Raw genomic sequence first — 12040 nt, 5'->3', positions numbered from 1 at the left:
ATGACCGACGCACCACGCAGGCCGGCGGCCTTCCGGCTCAATGATCCCGGCGTGACGCTCGCCGCGCCCGACGAGGAGACCTCGACGGCCCGCGGCGGCGTGGTGCTGACGCCGCAGCCGGACGCCTTCGAGAGCGCGCCTGAGCCCGCCGCCACAAAGGTGAAGCCGCGCCGCCGCGGGCTTTCGCTCGGCGGACTGTTCTGGGGCGCGCTCGGCGGACTTGGGAGCCTGGCGCTCGGCCTCTGGGCGACGCGGGTGGTCGAGGATCTGTTCGCCCGGTCCGACTGGCTGGGCTGGCTCGCGCTCGCGCTCGCGGCCGCAGCGGGTCTGGCGGCGCTCGCCATCGTGCTGCGCGAGGTCACCGCGCTGCTGCGGCTCAACAAGATCGAGGACCTCAGGGCCGCAGCGGAGGAGGCCCACCAGACCGACGACGACGCCAGGGCCCGGAAGGTCGTGGCGGAGGTCGTGGCGCTCTACGCCAACCGCCTGGAGACGGCGCGGGCGCGCGCGGCCATCGCGGCGCACGCGAACGAGATCATCGACGGCTCGGACCGTCTGCGGATCGTCGAGCGCGAGTTGATCGAGGCGCTCGATCTTGAGGCCACCCGGGCGATCGCGTCAGCGGCGAAACGGGTGTCGGTGGTCACCGCGGTGTCGCCGCGCGCGCTGGTCGATCTGGTGGTCGTGCTCGTCGAGACGATGCGCCTGATCCGGCAGGTCGGCGCTGTCTATGGCGGACGACCCGGAATGCTCGGCTTCCTGAAGCTGGCGCGGCACGTCGGCGCGCATCTGGCGGTCACCGGCGGCATGGGGGTCGGCGACGGGCTTCTTGAGCAGATGCTCGGCCACGGCCTCGCGGCGAAGCTGTCGGCGCGGCTGGGCGAGGGGGTGCTGAACGGGCTGCTGACCGCGCGCGTCGGGCTCGCAGCCATGGCGGTCTGCCGACCGCTTCCCTTCGTCGAGCGGCGGCCGCCGACGGTCCGGGAAGTCGCCGGAAACCTGTTCGAGAGCCGCCAGCCCTGAGATCAAAAAAAGCCGCCGGCGCGAGGACTGCATTTCGCGCCGGCGGTTCACAGAAGTCAGGTGCGGCCATCGCTCGGGCGACGGCTTCGCGGCTGCGGAGGGGATCCGGGCATCCGTCTGGAGATCCGGACGAATCCTCCGCGCAGCGATTGCGTATCGCGTTTTTGATCCGGGCGCATGACGTTCTTTGGCGCCGGCGGGGGGCGCGCTCTTCGGACGCGGGCAGGCTACGCCGAAGGGCCGATCTGGCCCCGATGGCGGAGGGCGTGATCGGCCAGGACGCAGGCCATCATGGCCTCGCCGACCGGCACGGCCCGGATGCCGACGCAAGGGTCGTGGCGGCCCTTCGTCGAGACGTCGACTTCGGCTCCGCTGCGATCGATCGAGCGGCGCGGGGTCAGGATCGAGGACGTCGGCTTGACCGCGAAACGGGCGACGATCGGCTGTCCGGTGGAGATCCCGCCGAGCACGCCGCCGGCGTTGTTCGACAGGAAGACCGGGCGGCCGTCCGGGCCGAGCCGCATCTCGTCCGCGTTCTGCTCGCCCGTGAGCCGGGAGGCCGCCATGCCGGCGCCGATCTCGACGCCCTTCACCGCGTTGATGCTCATCAGGGCGGCGGCGAGATCGGCGTCGAGCTTGCCGTAGATCGGCGCGCCGAGTCCCGCGGGCGCGCCCTCGGCGACGATCTCGATGGTCGCTCCCACCGACGACCCGGACTTCCGGATTCCGTCGAGATACGCCTCCATCTCCCTGGCGGCGACAGGGTCTGGACAGAAGAACGGGTTCGAATCCACCGCCGACCAGTCCCACCGCGAGCGGTCGATCTCGATCTCGCCCATCGCGACCAGCGCTCCCCGTATGGCGACGCCGGGGATGACGAGCCGCGCGATCGCGCCGGCCGCGACGCGGCTCGCCGTCTCGCGCGCCGAGGACCGCCCGCCGCCGCGATGATCGCGCACGCCGTATTTCGCGTCGTAGGCGTAGTCGGCGTGACCCGGCCGGTAGCTCTGGGCGATGTTGGAATAGTCCTTCGAACGCTGGTCCACGTTGCGGATCAGCAGGGCGATCGGGGTCCCGGTGGTGGTGAGACGACCGGCTTGCTCCTCGATCACGCCGGACAGGATCTCGACCTCGTCCGGCTCCTTCCGCTGCGTGGTGAAGCGCGACTGCCCCGGCCGGCGGCGGTCGAGCGCGGCCTGCACGTCGTCGCGGCTGAAGGTCAGGCGCGGCGGGCAGCCGTCGACCACGGCGCCGATCGCCGGTCCGTGGCTCTCGCCGAAGGTCGTGACGCGAAACAGGTGGCCAAAGCTGTTGTGAGACATGCCGGAGCCTATGCCACGCGCGCGCCTTTCCGAAAAGCCGCGCTTTCCGCGGGGTTTCCGATTGCGTAGGAACTAGGGGCTAACGTTAACGCCCCCGCTCGCGAGTCTCAGGTCCACGCATGTCGACGCCACTCGAAAGCATCGCCGCAGGCGAGACGCCTTATGTGTTCTTCGATCTGGAGACCACCGGCCTGACGCCCAAGCGGGACCGCATCATCGAGATTGCGGCTCTCCGGTTCGACCGCGCGAGCGGACAGGTCGAGGCGTTCCAGACCCTCGTCAAACCCGACCGCCCGATTCCCGCTTTTGTCCGCGCCATGACGGGCCTCGACGACGCCGCCTTCGCCGAGGCGCTCGAGCCCAAGGAGGCCCTCGACAAGTTCTTCGCCTTCGTCGGCGACGATCCGCTGGTCGCCTACAATATCGGCTTCGACAACGCCTTCCTGGTCGCGGAGGCGGAGCGGGTCGGCCTGGCGCCGCCGCCCACCACGGTCTGCGCCATGCGGTTCGCGCAATCGCTGGTCAAGGACGTGCCGAACCATCGGCTCGAAACCGTGGCGAAGGCGCTCGACTGCCCTCGGCCGCGCGCGCGGCGGGCGATGGAGGATTGCCTCACGGGGCTGATCGTCTTCGAGAAGACGCTGGCGCTCGCAGGCGCCTGACGGGGATCACTCCGCCGTCCCGGTCCTGGCCGCAGCGACCGGCTGGCCGCAGGTCGCGTCCAGCCGGGGCCCCAGCCACGCAAGCGCCGGTCCCAGCTCGCGTCTCCAGAGCGCCCATTCGTGCCGGCCGCCGACCACCCGCAGCGTGCTGTCCACGCCCCTGCGCAACAGCGCGAGGTGCAGTTCCGTCGCCCCCTGCACGATGCCGCTCGGATCGTGGTCGCCTGCATCGAGATAGACGGCGGGCTTCGGCTTCAGCCCCACGCCGAGCAGCGGCACGCGCGGGAACAGGTTCATGGCGTTGAAGCGCGACGCCCGGAAGGGTTCGCCGAACGCCCCGTCATAGAGCCGCTCCGCACGCTTCAGGCGCGCCTTCATCTGCGGGCCGATGGGCGGTGAGATGCTGCCCGAGAGGCTGATGGCAGCGGCGTACGCGGTCGGGTGGTCGAAGGCGAACAGCAGGGCGCCGTAGCCGCCGGTCGAAAGTCCTGCGACGGCGCGGCCCTGGCGGCAATCCGCGGTGGGCAGCCTCGCGTCGACCGCATCCACGAGGTCGCGGGTCAGGGCGGTCTCCATCGCGCCCGCTCCGCCCGGGTCGCGGTTGTTGACGTACCAGCTGTCGCCGGCGAACGGCATGACGACGACGGTCGGCGGCAGAGCGCCCGAGGCGATCGCCTTGTCCATGGTGGAGGCGAGACCGCCCGCGTCGAGCCAGTCGGCCTCCCCGGGGTCGCCGCCGTGGAGCAGGTAGAGCACTGGCCACCGGGCTCCGGGCGGAGGCGCCTTGGCCGGAAGGTAGAGATTGTAGCGGATGGGGCGGCCGAGCGCCCGACTCGGGGCCGCGAGACCGCGCTCCACGAGCCCCCCGGCGTGCGCGGGAGAGACGGTCACGCCGGCGGCGAGAATGACGGCCGAGAGGAGACGTGGCCACATGGGACGCTCGCGGGCCAGTTTGCGTCGGGGGCCCGCCGGCGCGTCACGCCGCAGGCCTTCTGAAGCTCTACGTTTGCGCTGCGGCGAACGTCACGCGCGAAAACGTCACGGCGTGGGTCGCGTCTCGTCTTTTCCGGGGCTCTGAACCTGGCTGTCGGCGGCCTGAGGGCAGGACGTCGTGAGCTTCGGTCCCAGCCAGCGCAAGGCGTCAGCGAGGTGAGCGCGCCACGTCGGCCAGTCGTGGGCCCCGGGGCCGATGCGCAGCGAGCTGTCGAAACCAGCCCGCAACAATGCGGCGTGGAACCTCACCGTGGACTGGATCAGCCCGCCGCGGTCCCGGTCGCCGGCCGCGAGCAGGATCGCAGGGGCAGGCTCCGCGCCGGCCGGTCGCGCCCGCACGCGGGTGAACAGGTTCCAGGCGTTGAAGCGGTCTCGATCGAGCGGACGTCCGAAAGCGCCATCGTAGAAGGCGTCGGCCCGCTTCAGGCGCGGGAGGTCATGCGCGTCGATCGGCGGCGCGATGGCCCCTGAGAAGCTGGCGGCGGCCACGAACTCGTCCGGACGATCCAGAGCGTAGAGCAGGGCGCCGTAGCCTCCCATGGACACGCCTGCGATCGCGCGTCCCTCACGACACGCCGCGGTCGGATAGCGGGCGTCGATCGCGGGCGCGAGATCCTGCAGGATCGCCGTGCGCATCATGCCCTGGCCGCCGGGATCGGGATTGTCGACGTACCAGCTGTAGGGCGTGACCGGAATGACCACGAGCGTGGGCGGGATGAGTCCCTCCGCGACGGCCTGGTCGATGACCTCGTAGACGAAGCCCTGATCGAGCCAGTCGGCCTCGGCGGGCCTGCCTTCGAGCAGATAGAGCGTCGGCCAGCGTCGCCCTGCGGCGGGTTCGGCGGCGGGCCGGTAGACGTTGTAGACCAGCGGCCGCCCGAGAGCGGCGCTCTCCGTCGTCTGGTGGCGCTCGACCACGCCCGCCAGCTGCGCCTGCGCGTCCGCCGCCGCCAGCATCGCAATCCCCGCGAGCAGGATCCGGCGGATTACGCTCCGGGGGCGGGGACGCCGGCCGCCTGAGTTCATCACGCAGTCGCGGCGGCGGTGGCCTCGGCCAGTCTGCGCTCGACCATAGGCAGCCTGTCCCACCCCCAGAACGGCTCGCCGTCGACGATGATCCACGGCGCGCCGAACACGCCGCGCTCGACGGCCTCTTCGCCCGCGGTGCGCGCCTTGGCCTTCAGTTCGGGGCTCGCGACCGCGGCGACGAAGGCGGACGGCTCGGCGCCGAGCGGCCGCGCGATCTCGGCGACCGCCGCGGCGTCGTCGATCGCGAGCTCCCCGGAGAAGTACGCGCGGAAGACGTCCTTGGCGAAACGGACAGCGAGGGCTGGATCCTGCGCGTCCAGCCAGTGAAAGCCGCGCAGCGCCGGCATCCCGGCGTGGGGGTGGCCGTCGGGCATCGTGAAGCTCAACCCTTTGAGCCGCGCGATGCGGGCCCAGTCGAGCGCCACATAGTCCGCCTTGAGCGGGGTGCGGGTGAGGGGCTTGGCCTCCGTCACCTTGAAGGAGGAGCCGAGACTGAAGGCCTTCCACCGCACGCTGCGCCCGTGGCGCGCGGCGAGATCGTCGATCTCGGTGGCGGCGAAACAGGAATAGCCCGACCCGAAGTCGAAGAAGAACTCAATCGGCTCGGCCATCCGCTCGCTCTCGTCTTGTTCGGCGCGCCGCGGGCATCGAACGGGGAAGTCCCGGTCGGTCTGGCGGCGTGTCCGCACCATAGGCGGGCTTCGGGCGCCGAGCCACAGCGTCGTCACCGCGCCCGGGAGCCGCGGAAGGACCTCAGTCTGGTGCGGACGGCGGGACTCGAACCCGCACGCCTTGCGGCGCAAGATTTTAAGTCTCGTGCGTCTACCGGTTTCGCCACGTCCGCGCCGCACCGGCATAACGCACCGGCGGGGATCGGCGCCAGCGGGGGTTCAGCTCCGGGGAAGCCCCGAAAGCATCTCCGCCACTGCGGCCTTGGCGGCCGCGAGAGCCGCCGGGTCGCGCGAGCGGATCACCAGGTTCGTGTTGAACCTGTTTCCCTCGATGAAGGGGTAGCTGCCGATCGAGACCTCCGGATGCGCGCGCTGGACGGCGGCGAGCGGCGTCGCGATGTCGCCTTCCTTGGCGTCGGCCCGGACGGTCTCGCTGAGGATCGGCTCGCCGGTCTTCAGCGTCGGCGCCACCTGGTCGAGCATGGCGCGCATGATCGCCGGCACGCCGGCCATGACGATCACGTTCTCGAGCCGAAAGCCCGGCGCCTTGGAGATCGGGTTCGCGATGAGTTCCGCCCCGAACGGAATCCGGGCCATCCGAAGCCGCCCCTCATTGAGATCGGCGGGGTCGGAGAAGCGCTCCCGCAGCATTGCGACCGCGCGCGGATCGTGGTCGATGCCGACGCCGAAGGCCGCCGCGATGGCGTCCGCCGTGATGTCGTCATGGGTCGGCCCGATGCCGCCGGTCGTGAACACGTAGGTCGCGCGGGCGCGGAGCGCGTTGACCGCCTCGACGATCGCCGCCTGCTCGTCCGGCACCACCCGGATCTCGCGCAGATCGACGCCGAGCCTGGTGAGCGTCTCGGCGATGTGGCCGCTGTTGGTGTCCCGGGTCCGGCCCGACAGCACCTCGTCGCCAATGACCACGATGGCTGCGGTGACGGTGTCGGTCTCGGTCAGCATCGGCGCGCCTCGGGATGGGGCGGCGAGGCTAGCGGACGCCGCGCGCGGCGCAAGTCAGGCCAGGCCTTCGATGGAATCGCGGACATGAAAAAGGCGCGGACGATGGGCGTCCGCGCCTGTATCTCCGGACCGTCCGATCAGCTGCGATCGGCCGATCGACGCCCCTCGGGCCGGCCGCCGCGCGGCCGCTGGCCAGCCGGTCGGCCGGGCTTCTGCATGAACGGCATGCCGGACATCTCGCCATCGGCCCGGCTGCCGTCGGCCCGACGCCCGTCGGGGCGGTGACGGCCCTGCGCTTCGGCACCGCCATGGCCGCGCCGCTGCTCGCCGCCGCCCGGCGCGCCGCCACGGCCGCCGCGGCCCTGCTGCGGACGACCGCCGCCGGCGGGCCGCTGCTGCCCCTGCGGGCGGCCGCCCTGCCGCTGGTTCTTCTGGGACGCTGCGCCGGCGCCTTCCGGCTCGGCCTTGCCGGCTTCGGACCGCCTGTCCGTCGCCGGAATGGACTGCCGGATCAGCCGCTCGATGTCGCGCAGATAGGCCCGCTCGTCATTGGCGACGAGCGAGATCGCGACGCCTTCGGCGCCCGCGCGCGCGGTGCGGCCGATGCGATGAACATAGGACTCCGGCACGTTGGGGACGTCGTGGTTCACCACATGGGTGACCCCGTCGACGTCGATGCCGCGCGCGGCGATGTCGGTCGCGACCAGCACCCGCAGGTGGCCGGTGCGGAACGAGCCGAGCGCGCGCTCGCGCTGCGCCTGGCTCTTGTTGCCGTGGATCGCCGCGGCCTCGATGCCGGCCTCGCTGAGCTGCCGCACGACCTTGTCGGCGCCGTGCTTGGTGCGGGTGAACACCAGGGCGCGGCCGAGATCCGGCGTGCGCAGAATCTCGGCCAGAACCGCCCGCTTGCCGGACTGCTCGACGAAGATGACGCTCTGCTCGACGCGATCGGCCGTCTTGGCGACCGGCGTCACCGCCACGGTCGCCGGGTCCCGCAGCATGGCGTCGGCGAGGTCCTTGATCGCCTTCGGCATGGTGGCGGAGAAGAACAGCGTCTGCCGGCGATGCGGCAGCATCGGCAGGATGCGACGGATCGCGTGGATGAAGCCGAGATCCAGCATCTGGTCGGCCTCGTCGAGGACGAAGTGCTCGACCTGGTCGAGCCTGAGCATCTTGCCGTCGATGTGGTCGAGCAGCCGGCCCGGGGTCGCGACGAGGATGTCGACGCCGCCCGAGAGCTTGCGGACCTGGGGACCGGCCGCGACGCCGCCGAACACGACGGCGACCGAGAGCTTCAGGTTGCGCGAATAGGACTGGAAGCTCTCGGCGATCTGGCTCGCGAGCTCACGGGTCGGCGACAGCACGAGGACGCGGCAGCCGCGGCGAGGGGCCACGCGAGGATTGGCGGCGAGCCGCTCGATGATGGGGAGCGCGAAGGCGGCCGTCTTGCCGGTGCCCGTCTGGGCGATGCCCATGAGGTCGCGGCCGGCGAGCACGGTGGGGATGGCCTGGGCCTGGATCGGGGTGGGGGTCTCGTAGCCCTCCGCCGCCAGCGCGTCGAGGACGGGGGCGGACAGGCCGAGATCGGTGAATTTGGTCAAGTTCAGTCTTCCGGATGCAGCCAACGGCCGCCGCACCTCTCATGGGCGCACGGCTCTGGCGGGTGCGTTGAGACGCGCCCCGCGTGATCTGGGCTGTCGATGAGGGTTCTGAGGCGTCCGGCAGGTCCGGCGAGAGCCGGCGTCACGCGGCCTGGACGCGAGTTTCGCTTTATCTAGCGATCTGAGACATGTGCGGGCTCATGCCCGATAAGTCAAGCAATCGCCGGGTCTAGCGGCGATGCGCCGCGGCGGCGCGAATCCTCTGCGCCGCCGGAGCGCGCCGCGTGTCAGCCGGTCTGGCCCTGCAGCGCGAGCAGGTGATCGACCAGGCCGCGCGTGGACGAGTCGAGCTCCTCCGCGCCGGCTTCGCGCTTCATCACCGGGATCAGGCGCGAGGCGAGCTCCTTGCCGAGCTCGACGCCCCACTGGTCGAAGGAGTTGATCCCCCAGATCACGCCCTGGGTGAACACCTTGTGCTCATAGAGCGCGATCAGGCGTCCAAGCGTGCGCGGATCGAGCGTGCGGTAGGCGATCGCGCAGGTCGGCCGGTCGCCCGGGAAGGTCTTGTGCGGCGCAAGCTCCTCCGCCTGCCCGGGGCTCTTGCCGGCGCCTTTCAGCTGCGCGGCGGCCTCCTCGGTCGTGCGGCCCTTCATGAAGGCTTCGCCCTGGGCGAGCGCGTTGGCGAGCAGCATGGCGTGCTGATCCCCGACGTTCTCGTGCGGCAGCGCGGCCATCAGGATGTCCGCGGGCACGACGTCGGCGCCCTGGTGCAGCAGCTGGTAGAAGGCGTGCTGGCCGTTGGTGCCGGGCTCGCCCCAGACGATCGGCCCGGTCGCGCGCTCGACGGGCGCGCCGTCGAGGGTGACGCGCTTGCCGTTCGACTCCATGTCGAGCTGCTGGAGATAGGCCGGGAAGCGCGCGAGGCGCTGGTCATAGGGCAGCACCGCATGGGTGCCGAAGCCCCAGACGTTGCGGTGCCAGACGCCGAGCAGGCCCATGAGAGCCGGAATGTTGCGGTCGAGCGGGGCGTCGCGGAAGTGCTCGTCCACCTCCCGGCCGCCGTCCAGGAACGCCTGGAAATTCTGCGCGCCGATCAGGATCGTCAGCGACAGGCCGATGACGGACCAGATCGAGTAGCGGCCGCCGACCCAGTCCCAGAAGCGGAACATGCGGTCCTCGGACATGCCGAAGGCTTCGACCGCCTCGACATTGGTCGAGATCGCCGCGAAATGCGCGCCGACAGCGGCTTCGCCGAGCGCCCCCACGAGCCAGCCGCGGGCGGCGTGGGCGTTGGCCATGGTCTCGAGCGTGGTGAAGGTCTTCGAGGCGACGAGGACGAGGGTCCGGGCCGGATCGAGGCGCCTCAGCGTGTCGGTGATATGGGCGCCGTCGACGTTCGAGACGAAGTGTCCGCGCAGCCCGGCCTGCGTGTAGGGGGTGAGCGCCGTCGCGGCCATCGCCGGTCCGAGATCGGAACCGCCAATGCCGATATTGACGATGTCGCAGAAGCGCTCGCCGGTCGCCCCCATAAGGGCGCCGCTGCGCACCGCCTCGGCGAACTGCGCGGCCTTGCGGCGCTCCGCGAGCACCTCGGGCATGACGTCCTGGCCGTCGACGAGGATACGGGCGTCCTCCGCCGCCCGGAGGGCGGTGTGCAGGACGGCCCGGCCCTCCGTCGTGTTGATCTTCGCGCCGGAGAACATCGCGTCGCGGCGGCCCTCCAGGTCGCAGGCGCGCGCGAGCTCCACGAGCAGCGAGATCGTCTCGGGCGTCGTGCGCGTCTTCGAATAGTCGAATAGGAGATCGTCGAGCTTGAGCGACATGCGCGCGAAGCGGTGCGGATCGTCGGCGAACATGCGCCTCAGGGGCGTGCGCTCCACATCGCGCCGGTGCGCGGACAGCCGTTCGAAAATCGCGTCGCGGGCTACGTTCATTCTTCTCTCCAGAGCGGCCGGGCGGCCGTCAGATGGCGCTCGCGCCCTGTTCCGCCGAGCCCACCGCGGCGCGGAAGGCCGCGAAAAGGTTTCTGCCCATGCCGAATTGCGGCTCGGTCTCCTCGCTCGCCGGGACGCGGCTCTCGAACTCCCCGGCGGGGGTCCTTACCTCGAGCACGCCCGCTTCCGCGTCCAGGCGGATCAGGTCGCCGTCTTGGATACGGCCGATCGCCCCGCCATGCGCCGCCTCGGGGGTGACATGGATCGCCGCCGGCACCTTGCCCGAGGCGCCTGACATCCGACCGTCGGTCACCAGGGCTACGCGGTGGCCGCGGTTCTGCAGCACCGACAGGGCAGGCGTCAGCCGGTGCAGTTCGGGCATGCCATTGGCCTTCGGCCCCTGGAATCGCACCACCACGACCACGTCTCGGTCGAGTTCGCCGGAGCGGAAGGCCGCCTCCAGGGCGTCCTGCGAGGAGAACACGCGCGCCGGCGCCTCGATGACCCAGCGGTCCCGTTTGACGGCCGAGACCTTGATGACGGCGCGGCCGAGATTGCCCTTGAGCAGCCTGAGCCCGCCTTCCGGATCGAAGGGCCGGGCGGCGGGGCGGAGCACGCTCTCGTCGCGGCTGGAGGCGTCGGTCTCACGCCAAACGATCTCGTCGCCGACCAGCGCCGGCTCCTTCTCGTAGTCCGCGAGCCCGTGGCCGATGACGGTCAGCACGTCGTCATGGAGCAGGCCGGCGCGGCGCAACTCGCGGATCAGGAACTGCATCCCGCCGGCGGCGTGGAAGTGGTTCACGTCCGCGGAGCCATTCGGATAGATCCGGCAGAGCAGGGGGGTGGCGGCCGAGAGATGGTCGAAATCGTCCCAGGTGAGCGTGATGCCCGCAGCCTTCGCCATCGCGATCAGGTGGATGGCGTGGTTGGTCGAACCGCCGGTCGCGTTCAGCCCGACGATGCCGTTCACGAACGCCTTCTCGTCCAGAACCCGGCCGATCGGGGCGTAGCCGTTGCCGGAGCGCGTGATCGCCAGCGCCTGACGGACGGCGGCCTGCGTCAGCGCGTCCCGCAACGGGGTGTCGGGCGGCACGAAGCTCGAGCCGGGCAGGTGCAGGCCCATGATCTCCATGAGCATCTGGTTGGAGTTAGCGGTGCCGTAGAACGTGCAGGTGCCGGGCGAGTGGTAGCTCGCCGATTCCGACTCGAGCAGTTCGGCGCGGCCGACCTTGCCCTCGGCGTAAAGCTGCCGGACGCGAGCCTTCTCGTCGTTCGAGATGCCGGTCGGCATCGGCCCGGAAGGAACGAAGATCGCCGGCAGATGGCCGAAGGCCAGAGCCCCGATGACGAGGCCCGGCACGATCTTGTCGCAGATGCCGAGATAGAGCCCGGCGTCGAACATGTCGTGGCTGAGCGCGACCGCCGTCCCCAGCGCGATGACGTCGCGCGAGAACAGGCTGAGCTCCATGCCGGGCTGCCCCTGCGTGACGCCGTCGCACATCGCCGGCACGCCGCCGGCGACCTGGGCGACCGCGCCTGCCTCCCGTGCGGCCGCGCGGATGAGTTCGGGGTAGCGCTCATAGGGACGATGCGCCGACAGCATGTCGTTGTAGGCGGTGACGACCGCGACGTTCGGAACCTGCTGGCCCTTGAGCGCCGCCTTGTCGTCATGGCCGCAGCCGGCGAAGCCGTGGGCGAGATTTCCGCAGGACAGCGCTGCGCGATGCGGTCCTGCGGCGGCCGCGCGCTCGATCTCGCCGAGATAGCGCGCGCGGTCGTCCCGGCTGCGGGCGACGATCATCTCCGTGACGGCGGCGATGCGCGAGTCGAGGGTCATTGCGA

The 12040-nt window shown here is 71.0% G+C and carries 10 protein-coding genes and 1 tRNA gene; 2 read left to right on the top strand and 9 right to left on the bottom strand.

Going from position 1 to position 12040, the window contains the following annotated elements; all coding sequences use genetic code 11:
- Entirely contained in the window at positions 1-1023 is a 1023-nt protein-coding gene (locus GGR24_RS05555; protein ID WP_183394243.1) for a YcjF family protein, read from the top strand.
- Positions 1024-1250: 227 nt separating this feature from the next.
- Here GGR24_RS05555 and aroC read toward each other — a convergent pair whose 3' ends face one another.
- Positions 1251-2345, bottom strand: a complete 1095-nt coding sequence (aroC, locus tag GGR24_RS05550) for a chorismate synthase (protein ID WP_183394241.1) — start codon at positions 2343-2345, stop codon at positions 1251-1253.
- A gap of 119 nt (positions 2346-2464) precedes the next feature.
- Between aroC and GGR24_RS05545 the strand changes: the two genes are divergently transcribed.
- A complete protein-coding gene (locus tag GGR24_RS05545) occupies positions 2465-3007 on the top strand; it encodes a 3'-5' exonuclease (RefSeq protein ID WP_183394240.1) in 543 nt (180 codons plus the stop codon).
- A gap of 6 nt (positions 3008-3013) precedes the next feature.
- On the opposite strand, the gene GGR24_RS05540 is transcribed toward GGR24_RS05545, so the two are convergent.
- The 8 genes from GGR24_RS05540 to edd all read right to left on the bottom strand — a co-directional run bounded on the left by GGR24_RS05540 (position 3014) and on the right by edd (position 12035).
- Complete coding sequence (locus GGR24_RS05540) at positions 3014-3940, bottom strand: alpha/beta hydrolase (protein WP_183394239.1); 927 nt, start codon at positions 3938-3940, stop codon at positions 3014-3016.
- 105 nt (positions 3941-4045) lie between these two features.
- On the bottom strand, positions 4046-4957 hold the full coding sequence (locus GGR24_RS05535; RefSeq protein WP_246397941.1) for an alpha/beta hydrolase: 912 nt from the start codon (positions 4955-4957) through the stop codon (positions 4046-4048).
- A 68-nt stretch (positions 4958-5025) separates the two neighbouring features.
- Entirely contained in the window at positions 5026-5640 is a 615-nt protein-coding gene (locus GGR24_RS05530) for a 2-hydroxychromene-2-carboxylate isomerase (RefSeq protein WP_183394236.1), read from the bottom strand.
- Positions 5641-5788: 148 nt separating this feature from the next.
- Positions 5789-5873: transfer RNA gene (locus GGR24_RS05525), tRNA-Leu, on the bottom strand.
- 46 nt (positions 5874-5919) lie between these two features.
- Positions 5920-6663, bottom strand: a complete 744-nt coding sequence (locus GGR24_RS05520; protein ID WP_183394235.1) for a competence/damage-inducible protein A — start codon at positions 6661-6663, stop codon at positions 5920-5922.
- Between the two features lie 137 nt (positions 6664-6800).
- Positions 6801-8264 (bottom strand): DEAD/DEAH box helicase, encoded by a 1464-nt coding sequence (locus GGR24_RS05515; RefSeq protein ID WP_183394234.1) that lies wholly within the window; start codon positions 8262-8264, stop codon positions 6801-6803.
- A gap of 287 nt (positions 8265-8551) precedes the next feature.
- Positions 8552-10198, bottom strand: a complete 1647-nt coding sequence (gene pgi / locus GGR24_RS05510; RefSeq protein ID WP_183394233.1) for a glucose-6-phosphate isomerase — start codon at positions 10196-10198, stop codon at positions 8552-8554.
- Between the two features lie 28 nt (positions 10199-10226).
- Positions 10227-12035 carry a phosphogluconate dehydratase gene (gene edd, locus GGR24_RS05505; RefSeq protein ID WP_183394232.1) on the bottom strand — a complete coding sequence of 603 codons (1809 nt, stop codon included), beginning with the start codon at positions 12033-12035 and terminating at the stop codon, positions 10227-10229.
- Between the last annotated feature and the right edge of the window lie 5 nt (positions 12036-12040).

The sequence above is a fragment of the Hansschlegelia beijingensis genome (genome assembly GCF_014196425.1).
Lineage (GTDB): Bacteria > Pseudomonadota > Alphaproteobacteria > Rhizobiales > Methylopilaceae > Methylopila > Methylopila beijingensis.
This window is presented reverse-complemented; position numbering and strand designations above follow the sequence as displayed.

Bases quoted from the DNA above. Each gene is read 5' to 3' on its own strand.
- GGR24_RS05555 (WP_183394243.1), top strand. From the start codon at position 1: ATGACCGACGCACCACGCAGGCCGGCGGCCTTCCGGCTCAATGATCCC.
- aroC (WP_183394241.1), bottom strand. From the start codon at position 2,345: ATGTCTCACAACAGCTTTGGCCACCTGTTTCGCGTCACGACCTTCGGC.
- GGR24_RS05545 (WP_183394240.1), top strand. From the start codon at position 2,465: ATGTCGACGCCACTCGAAAGCATCGCCGCAGGCGAGACGCCTTATGTG.
- GGR24_RS05540 (WP_183394239.1), bottom strand. From the start codon at position 3,940: ATGTGGCCACGTCTCCTCTCGGCCGTCATTCTCGCCGCCGGCGTGACC.
- GGR24_RS05535 (WP_246397941.1), bottom strand. From the start codon at position 4,957: ATGCTGGCGGCGGCGGACGCGCAGGCGCAGCTGGCGGGCGTGGTCGAG.
- GGR24_RS05530 (WP_183394236.1), bottom strand. From the start codon at position 5,640: ATGGCCGAGCCGATTGAGTTCTTCTTCGACTTCGGGTCGGGCTATTCC.
- GGR24_RS05520 (WP_183394235.1), bottom strand. From the start codon at position 6,663: ATGCTGACCGAGACCGACACCGTCACCGCAGCCATCGTGGTCATTGGC.
- pgi (WP_183394233.1), bottom strand. From the start codon at position 10,198: ATGAACGTAGCCCGCGACGCGATTTTCGAACGGCTGTCCGCGCACCGG.
- edd (WP_183394232.1), bottom strand. From the start codon at position 12,035: ATGACCCTCGACTCGCGCATCGCCGCCGTCACGGAGATGATCGTCGCC.